This window comes from Azospirillum sp. TSH20, from assembly GCF_003115935.1.
GTDB lineage: Bacteria > Pseudomonadota > Alphaproteobacteria > Azospirillales > Azospirillaceae > Azospirillum.
Map to the genome: position 1 here is coordinate 1 of NZ_LGQU01000020.1, position 20,411 is coordinate 20,411.

At 68.3% G+C, this 20,411-nt stretch carries 20 protein-coding genes; 10 read left to right on the forward strand and 10 right to left on the reverse strand.

Annotated elements, in window-relative coordinates; genetic code table 11:
- The 5 genes from TSH20_RS05185 to TSH20_RS05205 all read left to right on the forward strand — a co-directional run.
- Positions 1–883, forward strand: an 883-nt coding sequence (locus TSH20_RS05185) for an MFS transporter (RefSeq protein WP_146205374.1), incomplete at its 5' end; no start/stop codon positions are given.
- A 146-nt stretch (positions 884–1,029) separates the two neighbouring features.
- The gene (locus TSH20_RS05190) at positions 1,030–2,148 is read left to right on the forward strand and encodes an alpha/beta hydrolase (RefSeq protein WP_247871276.1); all 1,119 of its coding nucleotides are present in this window, start codon (positions 1,030–1,032) and stop codon (positions 2,146–2,148) included.
- Between the two features lie 11 nt (positions 2,149–2,159).
- Entirely contained in the window at positions 2,160–2,780 is a 621-nt protein-coding gene (locus TSH20_RS05195; protein WP_109073740.1) for a histidine phosphatase family protein, read from the forward strand.
- Between the two features lie 86 nt (positions 2,781–2,866).
- The gene (locus TSH20_RS05200) at positions 2,867–4,543 is read left to right on the forward strand and encodes a methyl-accepting chemotaxis protein (RefSeq protein WP_109073741.1); all 1,677 of its coding nucleotides are present in this window, start codon (positions 2,867–2,869) and stop codon (positions 4,541–4,543) included.
- Positions 4,544–4,694: 151 nt separating this feature from the next.
- A complete protein-coding gene (locus TSH20_RS05205) occupies positions 4,695–5,819 on the forward strand; it encodes a malate/lactate/ureidoglycolate dehydrogenase (protein ID WP_109073742.1) in 1,125 nt (374 codons plus the stop codon).
- Between the two features lie 6 nt (positions 5,820–5,825).
- On the opposite strand, the gene TSH20_RS05210 is transcribed toward TSH20_RS05205, so the two are convergent.
- Positions 5,826–6,257, reverse strand: coding sequence for a DUF1810 domain-containing protein (locus TSH20_RS05210; RefSeq protein WP_109073743.1), 432 nt, complete (start codon positions 6,255–6,257; stop codon positions 5,826–5,828).
- A 109-nt stretch (positions 6,258–6,366) separates the two neighbouring features.
- A complete protein-coding gene (locus tag TSH20_RS05215; RefSeq protein ID WP_109073744.1) occupies positions 6,367–7,380 on the reverse strand; it encodes an NAD(P)-dependent alcohol dehydrogenase in 1,014 nt (337 codons plus the stop codon).
- A gap of 79 nt (positions 7,381–7,459) precedes the next feature.
- Here TSH20_RS05215 and TSH20_RS05220 point away from each other — a divergent pair, with 79 nt between their 5' ends.
- Complete coding sequence (locus tag TSH20_RS05220) at positions 7,460–8,425, forward strand: LysR family transcriptional regulator (protein ID WP_199231939.1); 966 nt, start codon at positions 7,460–7,462, stop codon at positions 8,423–8,425.
- A gap of 13 nt (positions 8,426–8,438) precedes the next feature.
- Here the strand turns inward: TSH20_RS05220 and TSH20_RS05225 are convergent, their stop codons facing one another.
- Together TSH20_RS05225 and TSH20_RS05230 are read right to left on the reverse strand one after the other, a co-directional pair.
- Positions 8,439–9,584, reverse strand: coding sequence for a hypothetical protein (locus TSH20_RS05225; RefSeq protein WP_109073746.1), 1,146 nt, complete (start codon positions 9,582–9,584; stop codon positions 8,439–8,441).
- 20 nt (positions 9,585–9,604) lie between these two features.
- Positions 9,605–10,858 carry a polysaccharide pyruvyl transferase family protein gene (locus tag TSH20_RS05230; protein WP_109073747.1) on the reverse strand — a complete coding sequence of 418 codons (1,254 nt, stop codon included), beginning with the start codon at positions 10,856–10,858 and terminating at the stop codon, positions 9,605–9,607.
- 719 nt (positions 10,859–11,577) lie between these two features.
- Here TSH20_RS05230 and rpoH point away from each other — a divergent pair.
- Positions 11,578–12,537 (forward strand): RNA polymerase sigma factor RpoH, encoded by a 960-nt coding sequence (rpoH, locus tag TSH20_RS05235; RefSeq protein WP_109073748.1) that lies wholly within the window; start codon positions 11,578–11,580, stop codon positions 12,535–12,537.
- 61 nt (positions 12,538–12,598) lie between these two features.
- Here the strand turns inward: rpoH and TSH20_RS05240 are convergent, their stop codons facing one another.
- Both TSH20_RS05240 and TSH20_RS05245 read right to left on the reverse strand, forming a co-directional pair.
- Positions 12,599–13,054, reverse strand: a complete 456-nt coding sequence (locus TSH20_RS05240) for a hypothetical protein (RefSeq protein ID WP_109073749.1) — start codon at positions 13,052–13,054, stop codon at positions 12,599–12,601.
- A 143-nt stretch (positions 13,055–13,197) separates the two neighbouring features.
- Positions 13,198–13,977 carry a class I SAM-dependent methyltransferase gene (locus tag TSH20_RS05245; protein WP_247871274.1) on the reverse strand — a complete coding sequence of 260 codons (780 nt, stop codon included), beginning with the start codon at positions 13,975–13,977 and terminating at the stop codon, positions 13,198–13,200.
- A 461-nt stretch (positions 13,978–14,438) separates the two neighbouring features.
- On the opposite strand from TSH20_RS05245, the gene TSH20_RS05250 reads away from it, so the two are divergent.
- Genes TSH20_RS05250 through TSH20_RS05260 form a run of 3 tightly spaced genes read left to right on the forward strand, consistent with a single transcriptional unit; the run spans position 14,439 to position 17,265 of the window.
- Positions 14,439–15,752: an NAD(P)/FAD-dependent oxidoreductase gene (locus TSH20_RS05250; protein ID WP_109073751.1), complete on the forward strand. Its 1,314-nt coding sequence runs from the start codon at positions 14,439–14,441 to the stop codon at positions 15,750–15,752.
- A complete protein-coding gene (locus TSH20_RS05255) occupies positions 15,701–16,483 on the forward strand; it encodes a lysophospholipid acyltransferase family protein (RefSeq protein ID WP_109073752.1) in 783 nt (260 codons plus the stop codon). The genes TSH20_RS05250 and TSH20_RS05255 overlap by 52 nt, the downstream gene beginning before the upstream one ends.
- On the forward strand, positions 16,480–17,265 hold the full coding sequence (locus tag TSH20_RS05260; protein WP_247871273.1) for a glycosyltransferase family 2 protein: 786 nt from the start codon (positions 16,480–16,482) through the stop codon (positions 17,263–17,265). Before TSH20_RS05255 ends, TSH20_RS05260 begins: the two co-directional genes overlap by 4 nt.
- Here the strand turns inward: TSH20_RS05260 and fabG are convergent.
- From fabG to TSH20_RS05280, 4 genes are read right to left on the reverse strand one after another with little or no spacing between them, the layout of a single operon-like run.
- Entirely contained in the window at positions 17,246–17,965 is a 720-nt protein-coding gene (fabG, locus tag TSH20_RS05265) for a 3-oxoacyl-ACP reductase FabG (RefSeq protein WP_109073753.1), read from the reverse strand. The two genes, TSH20_RS05260 and fabG, sit on opposite strands and share 20 nt — an antisense overlap.
- Positions 17,962–18,411, reverse strand: coding sequence for a hydroxymyristoyl-ACP dehydratase (locus TSH20_RS05270; RefSeq protein ID WP_109073754.1), 450 nt, complete (start codon positions 18,409–18,411; stop codon positions 17,962–17,964). Before TSH20_RS05270 ends, fabG begins: the two co-directional genes overlap by 4 nt.
- A complete protein-coding gene (locus TSH20_RS05275; protein WP_109073766.1) occupies positions 18,405–19,214 on the reverse strand; it encodes a beta-ketoacyl synthase chain length factor in 810 nt (269 codons plus the stop codon). The genes TSH20_RS05270 and TSH20_RS05275 overlap by 7 nt, the downstream gene beginning before the upstream one ends.
- Positions 19,214–20,407: a beta-ketoacyl-[acyl-carrier-protein] synthase family protein gene (locus tag TSH20_RS05280; RefSeq protein WP_109073755.1), complete on the reverse strand. Its 1,194-nt coding sequence runs from the start codon at positions 20,405–20,407 to the stop codon at positions 19,214–19,216. The genes TSH20_RS05275 and TSH20_RS05280 overlap by 1 nt, the downstream gene beginning before the upstream one ends.
- Positions 20,408–20,411 lie beyond the last annotated feature (4 nt).

A 20,411-nucleotide genomic window follows, 5' to 3' on the forward strand; every position in this document is an offset into this window, starting at 1 on the left:
GGTGATGTTCATCGGCGCGCGGGGTTTCGTCGCCCGCCATACCCCGGCGGACCGGCGGGCGCGCGGCATGGCGCAGTTCGTCGCCGCGGTGATCGTCGCCGGCCTGTGCGGTGCGCCGCTGGGCGGCATCCTGGCCGATCAGTTCGGCTACCGCGCCACCTTCATGGTCTCGGCACTGCTGGCGCTGGCTGCGGCGGCGGCAGTGACGCTTCTTCCGGCCGACCGGGTGGAACGGGTCGCGCGGCGTCCCTTCCGCATGGGCGATGCGGTCGCGATGCTGGCCAATCCCCGATTCCTGGCGCTGCTGCTGTTCTCGTCGGTGCCGACGAAGCTGATGCTGACCGGATACCTCTTCTATCTCGTCCCCGTTTCCCTCCATGCGGCGGGAGAGACGCCGGCCGGGATCGGCCGCCTGATGATGGCCTATGGGCTGATCATCGTCCTGCTCGGCCCCTGGGTATCGAGGGCGGCAGACCGGACCGGACGCCACGCCCTGTTCGCCGGTCTGGGCGGACTGGTCGGCGGGGCCGGCACCCTGGCGATCCTGCAGGAGCAGGGCGTCGCCGGGATCCTGATCGGCATCGCGGCGCTCGGCGTCGCCCATGCCTTCAACAATGCCACCCAGTTGGCCCTGGTGCCGGAGATCTGTCGCGCCGACTGCGCCCGCATGGGCGAATCCAGCGTCTTCGCGGTCTATCGCCTGCTGGAGCGTGGCGGTTCGGTGATCGGTCCGCTGCTGGCCGCCGCACTCGCCGACCGCTTCGGGGTTCAGGCGGCGCTGGTGGCGTTGGGCGTGCTCGGCATGCTGTGCGGCACGGCCTTCTGCGCGGTCTTCCTGCTGACCCCTTCCACCTCGCCGACGGCGGGGGAGGCCGTCCGATGAATTCGCCGGTAGCCCTGCCCCGCAAGTCGACCTCGCACACGTCGACCTTGCGCAAGTTGACCTTACACCCATCGACCCCACACCCATCGATCACGGAGGCTTCGACGCCCATGCCTGACCAGATGCTCGTGGAGCCCCTTCGGACCATGCCCATCCCCTCCTTTGCCGGAGAGGCTCTTCCCGCCTACGGCCGCCACGACCGCGCCATGGAGGCGCTGCGCGCCACCCTGGACGCGCTTGGCGTCGGATCGGCCGAGGAGATGAGCTGGAAGGATTATGAAACGATCATGCGGGTGATCGAACCGCTGGTCGGCGCCGGCCACAGGTTGCGCCATTTCGACTATACCCACAGCGCCGCGCTGCAGTCCGGCACGGTGGAGCGGCTGCGCTCCGACTACACCATCCGCCTTGCCTACACGGAATGGGGTAGCCCGCAGAAGCCGGCGCTGCTGTGCCTGGGCGGCATCGCCAACTCGGCCCGGCGTTTCGACTATGTCGCCCGCGCGATGTCGCACCACTACCATGTGCTGTGCCTCGATTGGGCGGGGCGCGGGCGCAGCGGCTGGCTGGCGGACCAGTCCGACTACAGCTTCGACGGCAACGTCGCCCAGGTCCTGGCGCTGATACGGCACAAGCAGCTGGGGCCGGTCACGCTGCTGGGCTCCTCGCTCGGCGGCAGTGTGGCGATGCGGGTGGCGGCGGAGGCGCCGGAGCTGGTCGACCGCCTGATCCTGAACGACATCGGCCCCTTCATCCCGACCGAGCGCCGCCGCCGCCGTGCCGAATCCGTCGCCCGCCATTATGTCTTCCGCCAACCGGCCCAGCTTTTCCACCGCACCGGAGCGGCCCAGAAGAACGACGGGCCGGTGGACGACACCGTTCTGCTGCACAACAGCTTCCACCAGACCCGCTGGTCGGAGGAGAACGGCGGCCGGGTCTACCGCCATGACATCCGCGCGCTGCAATGCTACCGCGACGGCGCCGTCCGGGACCACGACCAGTGGGACGACTGGCAGCGCATCGAGTGCCCGGTGCTGCTGGTGCACGGCATGATGAGCGACGCCCTGCAGGAGGCGACCATCGCCCGGATGACGGGCAAGCCGGGAGTGACCGTCCTGCATGTGCCGGACGTCGGCCATACCCCGACCTTGAGCGATCCGCTGCACATCGATGCGCTGGACCGCTGGATGTCGGCGCCCCATTCCCTGCCGGAGGAAAGCACTATCGGCTGGAGCGCGGGCGCTGCCCGCATCCTGTTCCGCTGAGGGGGCCGGGGATGACCGACCGCTTCCACTTCGTCCGCCATGGCGAGACCGAGGACAACCGGCGCGGCGTCCGTTGCGGCGGCGACCGCGATGTGCCGCTGACCGACCGCGGGATCGAACAGGCCCGGTGGGAGGCGGAGCGGTTCCGCCAGTCCGGACGACCCTGCGGCCTCGTGATCGTCGGGCCGTTGCAACGCACTGCCGTCACGGGTGCGGTGTTCGCCGAAACGCTGGGCGTCCCGCTGCTCCGGCGCGACTGGCTGCGGGAGCGCAGCCTGGGCGAATGGAACGGTCTGGCGATCGACCTGACCCGCCCCTGGTTCGCCGCCGGAGAGACGCCGCCGGGAGGGGAGAGCGAAGGCGCCTTCGCCGCGCGCGTCCTGGACGGCGTCGATGAACTCGCCAACGGGCCCGCCGGCCTGCTGGCGCGCCGGCCGCTTCTGGTCGGCAGCAAGGGAATCGGCCGCATCCTGCTGCACCGCCTCGCCGGCCGGCCGGGGGTGGAGCTGGGGAATTGCGAGGTCATGGCCTTCACCCGCCTGTCCGCCCCGCCGGGCGGCCCGGGTTGGTGGCGTTGCGACCCGGTGGAGAGACCGCTGGAGGCAAGAGCCGGGGCCTGCTGCCCGGCCTGACCTTCGAGCCGGTCTGACGATCAATCGAAAAATCGATGCGTGAATGCCGCGCGATGCCGCGTGGATCAGGAGTGAGGAGAAGGGCGATGAAGCTCAAGATTGGTACGCGGCTCATGCTGCTGGTGTTCGGTGTGGCGCTGCTCAGCACGCTTGCCGGCGCCACCGTTCATCTGACGGGAACGCGCACGAACCTGATCGAGCAGCGCAAGTCCAAGGTCAAGGAGATGGTCGATGCCGCCGCCTCCGTCATCGCGCTGTATGGCGAGCAGGAGAAGTCCGGGAAGCTGACGCGCGATGAGGCGCAGGAACGTGCCCGCAGCGCCGTGCGCGCCATGCGCTACGGCAATGGCGAGTATTTCTTCGTCTACGACTATGCGGGCGTCAGCCTGGTTCATGGCCTGCGTCCGCAGGTGGAGGGCAAGAACCTGCTGAACCTGAAGGACCCCGATGGTGTTCCCTTCAACGTGTTGATGACCGACGCGGCCAAGTCGGGCGGCGGCTTCGTCGCCTTCCGCCACAAGCGCAGCGACGATGCCGAGCCGACCCCGAAGATCGCCTATGCCGCCGGCTATCAGCCCTGGCAGTGGATGATCGGCACCGGCGTCTATACCGACGACGTCGATGCGGAATTCCGTGCCCGTGTCTGGCGCGAATTTGGAGTCTCTCTGCTGCTGCTGGCGATCAGCGTCGGTATCGGCATCTGGGTCTCGCGTGGGATGTCGCGTCCGCTGCTGGCGATCCGTGACGTGCTGGGCCGCATCGGCGGCGGTGACCTGACCGTCGCCGTGCCCCATGCCGACCGCCCCGACGAGATCGGCGACATGGCCCGTGCCGTCGCCGGCCTCGCCACCACCCTCCAGGGTGCCCGCGACGAGAGCCAGCGCGGCGAGCTGGAACGTGCCGCCCGCGATCTCCAGCGCGAGCGCCTGTCCGCCCGGGCCGCCGAGTTCGCCCGCGCGATGGACGAGGTGGTGGCGACGCTCAGCACCACCACCGTGGCCCTGCACGAACGCACCGCCGCCCTGACCAGCGACGCCGCCAGCACCACCGAGGAGGCCCATGCCGCCGCCGGCGCTGCGCAAGGCGCGTCCGACAGCGTCGAATCCGCCGCCCAGGCCAGCGAGGAGTTGCGCGGTTCCATTGCCGCGATCAGCCGGCAGGTGGAAAGCGCCGCCCAGACCGCATCCCGCGCGGTGACGGAAACCGCCAACACCACCGGCATCGTCACCGGCCTTGCCTCCGCCGCCGAGCAGATCGGCGCGGTGGTGGAACTGATCAACTCCATCGCCGGCCAGACCAACCTGCTGGCGCTGAACGCCACCATCGAGGCGGCGCGCGCCGGCGAAGCCGGCAAGGGCTTCGCGGTCGTGGCGAGCGAGGTGAAGAGCCTGGCCACCCAAACGGCGAAGGCGACCGAGGACATCCAGTCGCAGGTCGGCGCAATCCGCGGGGCCACCGCGAACGCCATCAGCGCGATCGAAAGCATCGCCGGCCTGATCACCAACCTCAGCGCGCTGAACGGCGAAGTGGCGTCGGCGGTGCAGCAGCAGGAGGCGGCGACCCACCAGATCTTCGCCAACGCCCGCACCGCCGCCGACAATTCCCGCCGCGTCACCAGCAGCGTCGGGTCGCTGTCCTCCACCATGACCACCACCAGCGAACGGATGCGCCTGGTCTCCACCAGCGTGGAGAGCGTGTCGCAGCAGTCGGAGCGGCTGAAGGACGAAGTTCAGCGCTTCGTGTCGGAGGTCAATGCGGCCTGATCGGCCTACCTGATCGGGTGGCGGCAGGGGGCGGATGCCCGGCGGTTCAGGCCGCCGGGGTCCGCCCCGCTTTCTTTCCGGCCGCGATTCAGCCCTTGCCCCGTCCGGGGACCGGCAACCAAATAGGGGCCATCGAACGGGAAGGTACAGGATGACAGAGACACAAAAGGATCCCTTCGCCGCGGCGGCGTCCTTCAACGCCGGCGTCTATGGCACCGGACTGCGGCCGGTGCGGGCGGACCGGTTGGCGGAGGCCGTTCGGCGCCTGCTGCGGGCGGCGGGCAGCGAGGCGGAGGAGGCGGCCGTCGTCGCCGACCATCTGGTGGAAGCGAACCTGCGCGGGCATGACAGCCACGGTGTCGGCATGCTGGCGATGTATATGCCGGCGATCGCCGCCGGGTTGCTGCGACCCAACCGGCATGCGGCGGTGATCGGCCGGTCCGGTCCCTTCCTGGCGGTCGGCGGCGGCAGCGGCTATGGACAGGTGATCGCGCGCGAGGCGATGGACCTCGCCATCGAACAGGCGCGGCGGGACGGTCTGGCGGTGCTGTCCCTGCGCGACAGTCACCATATCGGCCGCGTCGGCTCCTATGGCGAACAGTGCAGCGACGCCGGGCTGGTGGCGCTGGCCTTCGTTAACGTCGTCACCCGCCCGGCGGTGGCGCCGCATGACGGCACCCGGCCGCGGCTGGGCACCAACCCGATCTGCATCGCCGTTCCGGGTACGGGTTCGACCCCGGCCCTGGTGCTGGATTTCGCCACCAGCGCCGTCGCCGTCGGCAAATGTCGGGTCGCCATGGGCAAGGGGCAGGAGATGGCGCCCGGCCTGCTGCTCGACCCGCAGGGGGAACCCACACAGGACCCCGGCGTGATGTTCCAGGACCCGTCGGGCGCGCTGCTGCCGCTTGGCGGGCACAAGGGTTTCGGGCTGGCGCTGATGTGCGACGTGCTGGCCGGTGCGCTGGCCTCGGCGATGCCGGGCACGCCGTCGCACCAGAACTCCGGCCGGGTGATGAACAACATGTTCGCCATCGTCTTCGACCCGGCGCGCGGCGGCAACGTCCAATGGGCGGCGGATCTCGACGATCTGGTCGCCTATGTCCGCGACACGCCCACGGCACCGGGGGCGGATGCGATCCAGATGCCGGGCGAGCCGGAAAGCCGCACCCGCCGCCAGCGACTGGCCGACGGCATCCCGCTGGACGGCGCCACGCTGGCGATGCTGGACAGCCTGGGGCGGGAGCGCGGGCTGGAGTTGGGCGAACTGTTGGCCTGAAGGCGGTCAGCCCAGCAGCTTCAGCGTCGCCTCGTCCGGTTGGCCGCCGCAGTGGCGGTCCAGGGCCTTGCGGTAGAGGTCGCCGTCCTCTGCCGCAGCCCGGGCGAACAGGGTCATGGAGGAGCGGAACTTCAGGTCGTCCGGCGAACCGAAGATCTCATGAAGCGTCCGCCCCTGCACCGCCAGCACCGTTTCCGTCGCCTGCACCAGCCGTGGGCCGAGGATCGGGTGCGCCAGATAGGCCCGCGCCTCATCGAGCGAGGCAATGCCGTAGAACTGCGCGGTGGCGGAGCGGCCGAGGTCGCGCAGCTGCGGGAAGATAAACCACATCCAGTGGCTCCGCTTATGGCCGGCCCGCAATTCGTCGAGCACGGTCGCGAAGACCGGATCCTGCGCCTTGGCGAAGCGCTGGAGGTCGAAAGGATCCCCGTCCGGCATGCTGCCGCTCCTCATCCGGTGTGTTCACCGAGACATCGGTCTTGTGCCGGTGCTCCGCAATGACTTTGTGCCGGCAGACGGAATCCGCCGGCCCAAGGGAGGCGACCGCTCAGCCGCCAGTTCCCAGCGCGATGGCGATCTTGCCGAAATGGCTGCCGCGCGACAGGGTCGCATAGGCGCCGGCCGCATCCTCGAAGTCATGGACGCGGTCGACCACCGGGTGGATTTGGCCGGCGTCGATGGCGCGGACGGCTTCGCGCAGGTCGGCCACCGATCCGGTGTTGCTGCCGACCACCTTCAGCATCTTCATGATGATCGGGAACAGCGAGGCCTGGAGGTCGGCGCCGCTGAGGAAGCCGACGACGAAGACCGTGCCCTCCTCCGCCGCGGCGTTCAAGGACCGGGCGAAGGTCTGGGCGCCGCCGGTCTCCACCACCAGATCGACGCCGGCCCCGCCGGTCAATTCCAAGACCCGCGCGTCCCAGTCGGGCGTCGTCCTGTAGTTGATGGTCTCGTCGGCACCCAGCGCCTTCGCCCGCTCCAGCTTCGCGTCGGAGGAGGAGGTGATGATGACGCGGGCACCCGACGCCTTGGCGAATTGCAGGGCGAACAGGCTGACGCCGCCGGTGCCGAGCAGAAGGACGGTGCTTCCCGGACGCACCGCGCCGGTGCGGATCGCCCGCCATGCCGTGGTCGCGGCGATCGGCAGGGTCGCCGCCTCGGTGAAGGACAAATGGCCGGGCATCGGCAGGAGGCTGGCGGCGGGGACCACCGCGTAATCGGCGAGCGAACCAGGCATGGTGATGCCGCGCATCCGCCGTCCGGCGACCGGCGGCAGCGCGCCGGCCTGCCAGTCGGGCAGGAAATGCGGGATGACCCGGTCGCCTTCCGCCAATCCGGTCACGCCGGGACCGATCTCCGCCACCTCCCCCGCACCGTCGGCGACGGGGATGAGCGGAAGCGACGGCACGGGGAAGGCGTCGGTCGCCACCGCCAGATCGACATAGTTCAGGCTGGCGGCGTGCAGGCGGACCAGCACCTCGCCCGCACCCGGAGTGGGGCGCGGCAGTTCGGCGATGCGGAGGGCGTCGAGACGGGGGGCTTCAAGCTGATAGGCGCGCATCGGGAAGGATCCTTGCTTGCTGTGATGTGTGACAGGAGGCTATCCCGTTGCGCTTGGGCCTTTAATCTGGTGTCTCTGCATGATATTGCTGCATATCATGCACGAATTGAGCGATCAGGGACTGGAGGAGGTGGCCGCCTTTCTGGCGGTTCTCGACACCGGGGGCTTTGCGCCGGCGGCGCGGGTGCTGAACCGAGACGCCTCCGTGCTGTCGCGCCGGGTGTCGGCGCTGGAACGGCGGCTGGGCGTCCGACTGCTGGAGCGCACGACCCGGCGGGTGACGCCGACCGAGGCCGGCCGCCGCTTCGCCGACCGGGCGCGCATGGCCTTGACCCTGCTGGCCGATGCGGAGCGCGAGGCTGCCGATGCCGGGGCCGTTCCACAGGGTACGCTGCGGCTGTCACTGCCGGAGGCGTTCGGTCGGCTGTGGGTGGCGCCGCTTCTGCCCGACTTCCTCACCGCCTTTCCGCGCGTGCGGATCGAAGCCTTCTACAGCGACCGTTTCGTCGATCTGGTGGGGGAGGGATTCGACCTTGCCATCCGCATTGGCCGGCTGCCCGACAGTTCGCTGGTGGCCCGCCGGCTGGGGGCGGAACGGCGGCTGGTCTGCGCCGCGCCATCCTATCTCGCCGCAAGGGGGGTCCCGCAGGAGCCGGCCGAACTCGCCGGCCATGACGCGCTGCCGTTCGCGCTGTTCGACTCACCGTCGGATTGGCATTTCAGCCGGGGGCGCGAGCGGGTGCGGGTGCGGCTGTCCGGGCCGCTGCTGACCGACAATGTCGACAGCCTCGTCCATGCCGCGGTGGCCGGAAAAGGGCTGCTGGTGTGTTCGGAATGGCTGATCGGGCGGGAATTGGCCGGCGGGCGTTTGGTCCGCGTGCTGCCGGATTGGGAAGTCGGCAGCGACGCCGGCAGGGGCGGCGGCGGGGAAGCTGCCATCCATCTGGTCCGCCCGTCGGGCCGATTCACCGCCGGCAAGACCCGTGCCTTTGCTGATTGGATCGCGGAGAGGCTGTCGCCGCCGCCCTGGAACAAGCCGCCCTGACCGCTATTTCCGGTCAGCTGCCGTCGATGTCCACCCGCATGCGGACGAGGTCGCGGTTCCAGGTGATCTTGCATTTGTCCAGGTTCAGCCGCGTCATGTAGACGTAGGCGGTCTTGCCGACATCGTCGAAATTGCGGCCCTGGCTGCCGGGATCGAGCAGGGCGGGGTAGTCGAAGGCCGCCATGTCGCCGCAGCCGTAGCGGAACAGCAGCGGGGCCGCCCACAGAAGCTCCGGCTTCGACCAGCTCACCAGATCCGGCGAGGTCGTGGTCCAGATGCCAGTGCGGCCGTCGCGGGTCATGGCCAGCGTGGCGATGAACAGGCCGCTCGCCCGGTGCCGAACGATGCTGCGCACGGTGCCTTGCAGGGCATCGGGGGCGACCGGGGCGCAGAGATGGGCTTCCGGAGCATCCTTGGCTTGGTCATCACGGACGAAACGGACGGAGAAGGATTTGCCGTCCCAGCCGCGCCAGGACTGCGGATCGGCGAGATTGTCGGTCCGCATCAGGCAGGCGCCGCGCTGCTGCGCCCCGAACCGCTCGGCCCATAGGAAGGCGTACCAGTGGTCGCCGTTGCGGACGATGTTGCTGGGCGCGAAATAGCCGGTGCGCTGGCCGACGTCGCCGGCATAGGGGTAGGGCAGCGTCGCGACGGTGTGGTTGGGCGGCGGCGCGCTCAGCCGGAAGCTCGCCCCGCCATCGCTGGAGACCGCCGACGTGATGCTGTTGCGCCAGCAGCGCATGTATTCGCCGGACGGGCAGAGCGCAGGACGCTTCTGGGCGTGGAACTCGTTGCTGACCAGGGCGAAGACGGTGGTGCCGTCGGGCGTGTAGAAGGACGAAATCCAGCTGCGGTCGTCATGCAGGCGCGGATCGTCCTGGCCGTGGCCCTGGAAGATCACCGCGCAATTCGGCCGCACGGCGTCCAGCGACGGGCCGGTCAGCGCCCGTGCGGTGGAATGCGAGGCGATCAGATGGACCGTGCCGCCCGCGTCGCGGAAGGCGCGCGCCGGGGTGTCCGGCGCGTCGCTTTGGGCGCAGGCGTCGCGCTGCCAGGAGGTCACCGTTTCCGGTTCCCCCGTCCTTTTGATCGTCAGCGCGTGGGCGGGGGCGGCGACCATGCCCAGCGCCAGCACGAATGCCGCGGTTCGGTTGAGCATGGCTGCCACCACTCGTCCCGTCACTTGCCGTTTGCGATGGACTTCAGGAAGGGCGCCGGCTGCAGCCGGTTGGCGACCAGGAAGTCCAAGTAGCGGGCGGCCGACTCCGCCCGATGGCGGTCATAGGCGTCGGGGTCGAAGTTGATGAGCGACTTCAAGCGGCTGCGGGTCAGCGGCATCGTGAGGTCGGCCGCGTCGGCATAGGGGACGCCGGTGTTCTCGCACAGCTCGCGCGTGCGGGAATCGATGGTGACCGTCAGGCCCATCCGCTCCGCCTGGATCGCCAGCGCGACGCCGTGGTAGCGGCAGCCGATGGTCAAATCCTGCTGGCGCAGAGTGTCCATCCAGGCCGGCACGTCATAGTAGGAACGCATGTAGTTGCGGCACCAGACCTTGAACTCCTCGAAGGAGTAGTGCGGCACGGTGTGGCGGTGGATTTCCTTCAGCGCATGCGGGTCAATTCCGTCGAACAGCCCGCGCGAGGCGCGGATCATCTCGCCCATCGACTGCACGATGTACTGGCCGGGCGCGATGGGATCCATCATCAGGGCGATCAGCTGGTGCTCGATCTCCCGCGTCTTGACCCAGGCCTGATGGCCGCCGGCCACCGTGATCGAGCGCGGCAGGTCGAGCGCCGACCAGTTGGCGTGGATCTTCCGGCCCAGCCCTGGCGCCTGGTTGAGGAAATGCGACGGGCAGCCGCCGGGCAGCGAACCGGTGATGCCCAGCTTGTCCAGCTGCGCCGTGGTGTAGGCACCGCGGGTGTAGATGTTGGGCGAGGTCGCGGAAGCCGGGTTCGAGGCCGCGATCACCTGCGCCCACCGCAGCGTGCCGGGGCTGAGTTCGATGTCGTGGTCGTAGCTGTTCGCCTGGGCGCCGAGGCCGATGGCGACGATGGGCAGTCCGGACTTCTCCAGATTCTCCGCCATCTGGCCGTAGTCGGTGTGGCGGCCCAGCTGGTTGGCGCAGGGAATGACGATGATGTCGGCGTTGTTCCGCAGCGTCTCGGCCGAAGAGCCCCAGCTGAAATGCTTCACCGGGTTGGCGATGTGGCTGCAGATCGAATGCACGAAGGCGAGGTTGCCGTTGTTGTGCCCGATGCCGTTGTACAGATCGTCGAAGGCGGCGTTCGAATAGAGGCCGAGATTCGGCGTCTTCCACAGCACCGCGACGCGCAGAGGCTGGGACGACGCACGGCCGGCGGTCTGACTTGCGGTCTGGCCGGAAGAGTGCGGCCGGTCGACAGGAGTGTCGATGACGATGTCTTCAAGCATGTCGGCTCAAACCTCGGGTCGGTGGATGCTGGAAACTGACCGACGGTAAGCGCAGAAGAGGTAGGACTGCAAGTGACATCCGAAAAATACCACGGCTGATTCAACGAAAGACAGTGCTTAGACTTTCTAAGCAGTTTTTGTGCTCTGGATGTTTTGTATGATATTGGTATCGATTGGCCGATGATCTTGCGAAGTTGCATAGAAATTCGAAAGATGTTCGATGGCGGGATGAAGGGGGTTGAAAGCAGGCAAAGGCCGTCCCATCTCTGGCGGCGTTCCTGGAAATCGAAGCGGGAACCAAATATCAGTCAGGGTGCCAGGAAAATTCGCCTGGGCGCCCCTTTAATGCGTTGTCAAAATTCCTATATAGTGTTCGTTGCGCCGTTGATGGCGCCGACCCCGACAGAAGGGCTTTCGCCCATATGACCGTTTGCAATTCCCTGGTTCGGCCGCGCTGACCGCCTGGCCCTGCCGCTCCTCTCCGGCCCTGCGGCTTGCTGGCTGCGGCGCCACCTTCCCCGGCGCGGCGCTGCCCGCGGGGCTGGAGAGGACCCCTGTTTGCCCGCTCCCGCACCGAGGCCCGGTGCACGCCGTCCGGCAGCGTCGAATGCCGGCAACGCAACGAACCAAAAATCCGACCTTCAACAGGACCGACCCGAACAACGCCGGGGCCTTCGCCCACGGCGCCGCTCCTGTCGGCTGGGAGAAAAAGAGACACCATGCAGCGCAACGCTGAAACCCGCACCGCTCAATCCGATACCGCCCCAACCCGCACCGCAGAAACCCGTATTTCCGAACCCCGTACTGCGGAACCGATGCAGCTCTATCTCCAGGATGCCCGCAAGTATCAGTACCTGACTCCGGAACAGGAACTCGATCTGGCCGTTCGCTGGCACGACCATCAGGACCCGGCCGCGCTCGACAAGCTGATCGGCAGCCATCTGCGTCTGGTCGTCAAGATGGCCCGCGGCTATCTCGGCTATGGCCTGCCGCTGGCCGATCTGGTGGCGGAGGGCAACGTCGGCGTGATGCAGGCGGCGCAGAAGTTCGATCCCGCCAAGGGCTTCCGCTTCGCCACCTACGCCTCCTGGTGGGTGCGTGCGGCGATCCAGGAATATGTCCTGCACAACTGGTCGCTGGTGAAGATCGGCACCACCGCCGGGCAGAAGAAGCTGTTCTTCAGTCTGCGCCGCCTGAAGGCGCGGATGCAGGAACTGGAGAGCGGCGATCTGTCGCCGGAAGCGGTGGAGAGCATCGCGACCGAACTGAACGTGTCGAAGGCCGAGGTGGTGGAGATGAACCGCCGCCTGGGCAACGACCGCTCGCTGAACGTCGGCCTGTCGGAAGAGGGCGATGCCGAGTGGCAGGACCTGCTGGCCGACGAGCGGCCGGACCAGGAGACGACGCTTGCCGATTCCGAGGAGCGCCGCCGGCGCCAGCAGTTCCTGAAGCTGGGGTTGGGCGTGCTGGACGACCGCGAGCGCCAGATTCTGGTGGCCCGCCGCCTGCGTGACGAGCCGCTGACGCTGGAGGAGCTGAGCCAGACCTTCCACGTCTCGCGCGAGCGTGTGCGGCAGTTGGAGGTGCGTGCCTTCGAGAAGCTCCAGAAGGCGGTGATCGCGACCGCAAGGACGGAGCAGGTGGCAATCGAGAAGAAGCGTCTGCTGACCAATGCCTGACCGGGCGGGTTGCGGCGATGTTTCGAAAAGGCGCGGCTTTTGAAAAGCCGCGCCTTTCCTGTCAGGTGTCCAGGCAGCCGCCCTTCGGCGCGACGGTGATGCGGATCAGCTCCGATCCGCCGCCGCCGAAGACGTTGCCGCCGGTATAGGTCAGGCAACCTTCATTGCGGTAGATGACCTGCAGCCGCTGGGCGTCGTTGCCGAAATAGAACGGGATCCAGCGCTTGCCGGTCTCGTGCCTGATCATGTTGTCGGGCGCGCCGATCAGGGTGGAGACCTCCTCCATCGTCATGCCGATCTGCAGCTTGGCGAAGCGGCTGCCGGGGGCGGGAGTGCCGATCACCTCGCCCTCGTACCGGCCGTCGCGCGACTTCACCATCCGCGCGTCCGGCGTCGACGGCGCGGCGGAGGCGGTCGTCGCCGTTCCGTTGCTGCTGGCCGTGCCCTGCTGCTGCCCGGCGCAGCCGATCAGCAGCGCCACCGCGGACAATGCCGCCCAAGTCGTTTTCCCCACCATGTCTTTTCCTATTGGTTCTGTTCCGGCCGTGGCCATGTAGTGGCGACTATGAGGGCGATAACCGGTTGCCAGCATTGGCAAAGGCGGATGAGGAACGCCTGAGAGTGGTAGTAACAACAGGCAGCCTGCCGGCCGCGCCAATGTTACGCCGCGGCATCGACCTGCCGCTTGCCGCTGTAGTTCTTGAACAGGTCGTAATCGGTGTCGCACCGCACCTGCGCCAGCCCGGCCGCCTCCATCGCAGCGGTGATGACCTCCGGCTCCACGCAACGGTCGATGGTTTCCCAGTAATAGCGCATCAGCGTCCGCCCACTCTCGCCGCCGCCGCTGAGGCGTGAGACCGCCGGCACCACCATGCCGAGATAGGCGTTCATCAGGTGCCGGGTGACCGGGCGGCGCGGGCGGCCGATCTCCATCACCAGCACGGTGCCGCCGGGGCGCAGCACGCGGCGGAACTCGCGGAAGGTGGCGGTCAGGTCGCCGACATGGCGCAACGCGTAGCCGATGGTGACCAGATCGACGCTGGCGTCGGCCAGCGGCAGCGCATCGGCCACGCCCTGGATCAGCGGGATGGGCAGGCTGCGCCGCGCCTCCGCCAGCATCGCTTCGCTGAGGTCCAACCCGATGACGTCGTGGGGATTGCCGCAGAGCGCCACCGCCTCCCGCGCGACCAGACCGGTGCCGATGGCGACGTCCAGCACCCGCATGCCCGGCCGCAAGCCCGCCCGCCGCAGGCATTGCGCCCGGTACCAGGAGCCGGAGCCCAGCGCGAAGATCGCGTTGATGCGGTCGTAGTGGTGGGCGGTGCGGTTGAACAGGCCGCGGACGAAATGCTGCCGTTGCGCCTTGTCGCCGTAATAGGTGTCCAGCACCGGGTGCGGTTCGACGCCGGTGTCGACGCGGGGGGAGGGTTCGGTCGGCACGGCGGTGTCTCCTTCGCGGCGCAGGCGGCAACGGCAAACGTCGTTGGCAACACACGCACCACGCATCCCCGGTTGAGCTGTTCGGCTTCAAGCCGTGGGTATCTTGTGGGCGCGGAACCCGGCAGGCAAGTGGGTTTGCATGTCACCAAATGGGTAATCACTCAAGCCAGTTGCGAAGTCTCAAGTGCATTGGCGGAAATCTGCCAGCAGTGTCCGGCACGGATGAAATCGTGCTGAAACATTTCTGCGGAGAGTTACTGGCACAGAGAATGCTGATACCGGTAGCGAGTGGATATATCCTTCTGGTTAGGCCCCGGATAAAGGGCAGTGTCGGGGTTTTGTCCCTGGATTGCGCGTGACGGGGTGCGGTAAATTTCGGCAAGAGCAGCCGGTCGCGGAGCCAGAAACGGGTATCCACCTCGAACACCCCAATGCGGGACAAGCGGAGAGCGGCAAAGCCCATGGTGTCGAACGGTTCCAACTACGATTGCGATGTCCTTGTGGTGGGCGGCGGGCCTGCCGGGTCGACCGCTGCGGCGCTGCTGGCCGGGAAGGGCCATCGGGTGACGCTGCTGGAAAAGGACCATCACCCGCGCTTCCACATCGGCGAATCCCTGCTTCCCTGCAACCTGCCCCTGCTGGAGCGGTTGGGCGTGCTGGAGGAGGTGGAGCGGGTCGGCATGCTGAAATATGGGGCGGAATTCGTGTCGCCCTATCACGGCAGGGCGGTCACCTTCGACTTTGCCAACGCCTGGGACAAGACCAAGCCCTATGCCTTTCAGGTCCGGCGGTCGGAATTCGACCACATCCTGATCCGCAACGCCGCCGCCAAGGGCGCCACCGTCGTCGAGGGCTGCAAGGTGACGGACGTCGACATCCAGGGCAGCGAGGGAACCATCGTCACAGCGCGGCAGGAGGACGGCACGGTCCGCACCCTGCGCACCCGCTTCCTGGTCGATGCGTCCGGCCGCGACACGCTTCTGGCGTCGCGCTTCGGCATCAAGCGGCGCAACGTCAAGCACAACAGCGCGGCGATGTTCGGCCATTTCACCGGCGCCAAACGGCTGCCGGGCAAGGCGGAAGGCAACATCACCGTCTTCTGGTTCGACCATGGCTGGTTCTGGTTCATCCCGCTGGCGGACGGCACCACCAGCGTCGGTGCGGTCTGCTGGCCCTATTACTTCAAGACGCGCAAGACCGACCAGACCCGCTTCTTCCTCGATACCGTGGCGCTCTGCCCGGCGCTGGCGGAGCGGCTGGAGGGGGCGGAACTGACCGGCCCGGTGACGGGGACGGGCAACTTCTCCTACCAGGCGGACCGCATGTCGGGGCCGGGTTACGTCATGCTGGGCGACGCCTTCGCCTTCATCGACCCGGTGTTCTCCACCGGCGTCTATCTGGCGATGACCAGCGCCTTCGAAGGGGCCGAGGCGGTCGATGCCTGCCTGCGCGAGCCGGCGCGACAGGAACAGGTGCTGAAGCGTTTCGAGCGGACGGTGCGCCAGGGCATCGGCACCTTCTCCTGGTACATCTACCGGGTGACGACGCCGGCGCTGCGCAACCTGTTCATGGGACCGCGCAACGTCTTCCGGGTGGAGGAGGCGCTGCTGTCGCTTCTGGCCGGCGACGTTTTCCGCCCGTCGCCGATCAAGACGCGGCTGAAGATATTCAAGGCGATCTACTACATGAACGCCCTGCTGGACTTCAAAAGGAACTACATGGCATGGCGGAAACGGCGGCAGAACGTGCGCACCCCCGTGGGCGACGCGGTCTAGGCTTTCTCGGCACGGTCCGGCGGGCTTGGGAGTATCCCCTCTTCTATGTCCTGCTGTTCCTGTTCGGCCTGATGTCGCTGGCCTGGAGCCTGACGGCGGCGCTGATCGGTCCGCTTCTGCCGCGCCGGATCGCCGGGCCGCTCGGACGGCAGGCGATCAAGACGGGATTTCGCCTCTATCTCGGAACGCTGCGGGCCTGTGGGGTGCTGAGGACCGACCTGTCGGCGCTGGATTCGCTGAAGGGTGACGGCGGCCTGCTGATCTGCCCGAACCATCCGTCGATTCTGGATGCCGTGCTGCTGATTTCGCGCTTGCCGGACGTGGTGTGCATCGCCAAGGCCCCGGTTTACGACAACCTTCTCTTCGGCGGCGGAGCGCGGATGGCCGGCTATATCCGCAACGACGCGCCGAACTCGCTGGTCAAGATGGCGGCGCAGCGGGTGCGGGCGGGCCAACAACTGCTGATCTTCCCCGAAGGCACCCGGACGGAGCGGGGGCCGGTCAACCCGCTGAAGGGCGGCTTCGCGCTGATCGCCAAGACGGCGGGGGCGCCGGTGCAGACCGTCTTCATCGACGCCAACAGCAATTTCCTCGGCAAGGGCTGGCCGCTGTTCCGCAAGCCGGAATTCCCGCTGGTCTACACCGTCCGCCTCGGCCGCCGATTCGACCCTCCGGCCGAGGTGCGCGGGTTGGTCGAGGATCTGGAACGCCACTACAGGACAGAGCTGTGATACCCGACGCCTCATCCAGTCATCTGGTCCTGATCCCCAGCTACAACACCGGGCCGAAGCTGTTCGAGACGGTGCGGGATGCCCGCGCGCATTGGGCACCGGTCTGGGTCGTCATCGACGGCAGCACCGACGGAACGGCGGCGGAACTGCGGGCGATTGCCGCCGGGGATCCGCATCTGCGCGTTCTGGAACTGCCGGCAAACCGCGGCAAGGGGGCCGCCGTCCTGCATGGGCTGGAGGAGGCGGAGCGCTGCGGCTTCACCCACGCGCTGACCATGGACGCCGACGGCCAGCATCCGGCCGACCGCATTCCGCAGTTCCAGGGGGTGTCGATGGCCAATCCCGACGCGCTGGTGCTGGGAAAGCCGGTGTTCGATGCCGGCGCGCCGCGGCTGCGGGTGGGCGGGCGCAAAATCTCCAACTGGTGGGCCAATCTGGAGACGCTGTGGGGTGGGATCGGCGATTCGCTGTTCGGCTTCCGCGTCTATCCGATCAAGCCGCTGCGCGCGGTTATGCGGCGCAATCCGTGGATGCGACGCTTCGACTTCGATCCGGAGGCGGCGGTGCGGCTGTGCTGGGCCGGCCTGCCGACCATCAACGTCCCGGCCCCGGTCCGCTATTTCAAGGCGGAGGAGGGCGGGGTGTCCCACTTCAACTATGTCCGGGACAACGCCCTGCTGACCTGGATGCACACGCGGCTGATGCTGGGTTTCATCGGCCGGCTGCCGATGCTGGCGGTTCGGCGGGTGCGCTCCCGGCCGCTCAGATCATTCCTCCGTTGATCGAGACGATCTGGCCGGAAATGTAGGCGGCGCGGTCGGAGGCCAGGAAGGCGACGAGGTCGGCCACCTCCTCCGGCCGCCCGGCACGCTTCATCGGCACCATCCGCTTGACCGTCTCGGCGTCGAAGGCGGCGTCGGCCATCGGCGAGGCGATGATGCCCGGCGCCACCGCGTTGACGGTGATGCCGCGTGGGGCCAACTCCAGCGCCAGCGACTTGGTGGCGCCATGCAGCCCGGCCTTGGCGGCGGCGTAGTTGGTCTGGCCGCGGTTGCCGGTGACGGCCGCCACCGACGACACATTGACGATCCGGCCCCAGCGTGTGCCGATCATCGGCATCAGCAGCGGCTGCGTCACGTTGAAGAAGCCGTTCAGCGATACGTCGATGACGCGGCCCCACTGCTCCCGCCGCATCGCCGGCATCACCGCGTCGTCGTGGATACCGGCATTGTTGACCAGGATTTGGATCGGGCCTGACTCCAGCACCTGTTCCAGGGCGGCGGCGGTGGCCTCCGCATCCGTGACGTCGAAGGCGATTGCTTCCGCCGATCCGCCGGATGCCGTGATCTCCGCCGCCAGCGCTTCGGCGCGGGCAGGGGAGCCGTTGGCGTGGACCAGCACATGGTGGCCGTCGGCGGCCAGTGCCTTGCTGATGGCGGCACCCAGGGCGCCGCTGCCGCCGGTGACAAGTGCGCGTTTCATGATCCCCCCATATCCGCGCCGCCCGCGTCGATCACCACCGCCGCCCGGCCGCTCAGCAGTTCGTGGTCGCCGGCCGACAGGGTGAAGGCGTAGATCACGCGGCTGCCTTCGCCGGTCAGGTTTTCGGCGTCGATGACCAGATCCTCCGTGATGTCGTCGAGCCGGGCGACATGGCAGGTGAGGTCGCGCAGGCTGGCGAGGTAGCCGGCGGCGGGGCGCTCGCCGCCGGCCGTCAGCCCGCCATGCACCGCCATCGCCTGGGACGCATATTCGACCCCGCACAGCGCGGCGAGCCGTCCCGCATGGCGCAAGGGGTTGGCCGGATCACGATGGCTGCGGGCGATGCAGCGGATGCGGCTGCGGTCCCAGGACAGCACGCCATTCAGCAGGCACATGGTGCCGGCGTGCGGGATCAGGGCGGCAATCTCATCGTGCGTCATCAGCATGGCGCGCCGACCCGCACCACCAGCCGGCTGCCCGGCGGCAGGTCGAGCACCACCGTTTCCGGAGCGCCGCCCGCGACGACCCGTGCCAGCGCCGCCAGCAGCGGCAGGGCGCGGCCGGTCGGGTTGCCGGTGCGCAGGGCTTCCAGCCCGACCTCGGCCATGCGGCTGACCGGCTCGTCCCGGCGCGACAGGTCGATGTCGATGCGGGCGAGGCAACGGTCGGTCGGCTGGGGGGTTAGCACCAGGGCGGTGCCGAAGATGCCGGCAATGGGACGGACCTTGTTCAACGGCTCCGGATAGGGCAAGTCGTAGGCGATCAGCCCGACGGTCCAGCCATCGGCCGAAACCTCCGCCGCCGCCTCCAGCAGGCCGGTCTGGAAGCTCTCGTCATGGGCCGACAGGCTGGTGGAGGGCTCGCGGCAGCGGGTGGCGATGCTCCAATAGCCGGCCGGCGCGTTGTGGACGGAGTTGTGGAAGCGGGTCGGCGAGATGTCGCGCTCCTCCGTCGCCAGCGTTTCCAGGATCTGGTGCAGCGTATCGGGATCGCCGCTGGAGGAGGTGAAGACGGTGGCGACGGTTGCCGGGTCGCGGCCGGCCTGCTCCAGCGCCTCCGCTCCCACCGCCATGGCAAGCTTGACGGTGGGCACGCTGCGGCGCCGTTCGGCCGGCGGCAGCAGCGGACTGGCGGTCAGCACGGCCGGTGTCGCGACATAGGGGCTGTCACCGGCCAGGATGGCGCGCGACTCCGCCCAGCCCGGAAGACCGGGGCCGAGCAGGCCGATGCCCTCGACATAGGCCCGCATCAGGCCGCCCACCCGAAGATCAGGCTGCTGTTGCTGCCCCCGAAGCCGAAGGAGTTGGTCATCACCCGGTCCAGCCGTCCGTTTTCGTTGGCTTGCAGGTAGCGGCTGCGCAGGGCGGGGTCGAGGGTACGGGTCTGCGGGCTTCCGGGGATCAGGCCGGTGCGCAGCGCCAGAACGCTGATGATCGCCTCGACGATGCCGGCGGCGCCCAGCGTGTGGCCGGTGTAGCCCTTGGTGGAACTGACCGGGATGCGGGTGCCGAGCAGGCCGGTGATGGCCTGATCCTCCGCCGCGTCGCCATAGGTGGTGGCGGTGCCGTGCAGGTTGACGTAGTCGATATCCTCCGGACGCAGGCCGGCGCTGGCCAGCGCCCGCTCCATCGCCAGCCGGGCGCCCAGCCCTTCCGGATGCGGGGTCGACATGTGGTGCGCGTCGTTGCTCTCGCCGGCACCCAGCAGGTGGATGGTGCCGGGGGCCGGCTTGGGAGCCGTGCGCTCCAGCAGGGCGAAGCCGGCGCCCTCGCCGAGCGAGACGCCGCTGCGCTCCGCGTCGAAGGGCCGGCAGGGGGTGTGAGAGACCAGCTCCAGCGAATGAAATCCGTAGAGCGTCGTCAGGCACAGGCTGTCGGCCCCGCCGACCACCGCGGCGTCGCACAGGCCGGTGGCGATCATGCGGGCGGCGTTGGCGAAGACCTTCGAGGTCGTGGCGCAAGCGGAGGAGACGACGAAGGCCGGCCCCTCCAGGCCCAGGCGGCAGCGGACGAAGTCGGCGAGCGAGCCGGTGCTGTGGGTGGTGGCGAAGCTGAAGGCGGCGGGCAGGGCTCCCGTCTGCGGATCGCGCGCCCGGAAGGCCAGTTCGGCCGACAGGATGCCCGACGTGCTGGTGCCGAGGAATACCCCGATCCGGTCGGCGCCGTGCCGCTCACGGGCCGCGGCGACCGCTTCGGCGAAGCCGTCCTGGTGCAGCGCCATTTCGGCCAGCCGGTTGTTGCGGCAGTCATAGCCGGCAAGCTCCGGCGGCAGGCGTATATCGTCCACCCCCGCCACCTCGCCGATGTGCGTGTCGAGCGTGACCGTTTCGAAGCTGCAAGGTTTCAGGCCGCCCCGGCCGCTGCGCAGAGCATCCAGGGTTGCATCCTGGCCGGCCCCAAGGCTGCTGACGATGCTCATATGGCTTAGGGAAAGTGGATGCACGATG

Coding starts and splice junctions, on each gene's coding strand:
- TSH20_RS05220 (WP_199231939.1), top strand. CDS start 7,460: ATGATATTGCTGCATATCATGCACGAATTGAGCGATCAGGGACTGGAG.
- TSH20_RS05270 (WP_109073754.1), bottom strand. CDS start 18,411: ATGCTGATGACGCACGATGAGATTGCCGCCCTGATCCCGCACGCCGGC.
- TSH20_RS05190 (WP_247871276.1), top strand. CDS start 1,030: ATGCCCATCCCCTCCTTTGCCGGAGAGGCTCTTCCCGCCTACGGCCGC.
- TSH20_RS05230 (WP_109073747.1), bottom strand. CDS start 10,858: ATGCTTGAAGACATCGTCATCGACACTCCTGTCGACCGGCCGCACTCT.
- TSH20_RS05200 (WP_109073741.1), top strand. CDS start 2,867: ATGAAGCTCAAGATTGGTACGCGGCTCATGCTGCTGGTGTTCGGTGTG.
- TSH20_RS05275 (WP_109073766.1), bottom strand. CDS start 19,214: ATGCGGGCCTATGTCGAGGGCATCGGCCTGCTCGGCCCCGGTCTTCCG.
- TSH20_RS05195 (WP_109073740.1), top strand. CDS start 2,160: ATGACCGACCGCTTCCACTTCGTCCGCCATGGCGAGACCGAGGACAAC.
- rpoH (WP_109073748.1), top strand. CDS start 11,578: ATGCAGCGCAACGCTGAAACCCGCACCGCTCAATCCGATACCGCCCCA.
- TSH20_RS05210 (WP_109073743.1), bottom strand. CDS start 6,257: ATGCCGGACGGGGATCCTTTCGACCTCCAGCGCTTCGCCAAGGCGCAG.
- TSH20_RS05255 (WP_109073752.1), top strand. CDS start 15,701: ATGGCGGAAACGGCGGCAGAACGTGCGCACCCCCGTGGGCGACGCGGT.
- TSH20_RS05240 (WP_109073749.1), bottom strand. CDS start 13,054: ATGGTGGGGAAAACGACTTGGGCGGCATTGTCCGCGGTGGCGCTGCTG.
- TSH20_RS05215 (WP_109073744.1), bottom strand. CDS start 7,380: ATGCGCGCCTATCAGCTTGAAGCCCCCCGTCTCGACGCCCTCCGCATC.
- TSH20_RS05250 (WP_109073751.1), top strand. CDS start 14,439: ATGGTGTCGAACGGTTCCAACTACGATTGCGATGTCCTTGTGGTGGGC.
- fabG (WP_109073753.1), bottom strand. CDS start 17,965: ATGAAACGCGCACTTGTCACCGGCGGCAGCGGCGCCCTGGGTGCCGCC.
- TSH20_RS05205 (WP_109073742.1), top strand. CDS start 4,695: ATGACAGAGACACAAAAGGATCCCTTCGCCGCGGCGGCGTCCTTCAAC.
- TSH20_RS05225 (WP_109073746.1), bottom strand. CDS start 9,584: ATGCTCAACCGAACCGCGGCATTCGTGCTGGCGCTGGGCATGGTCGCC.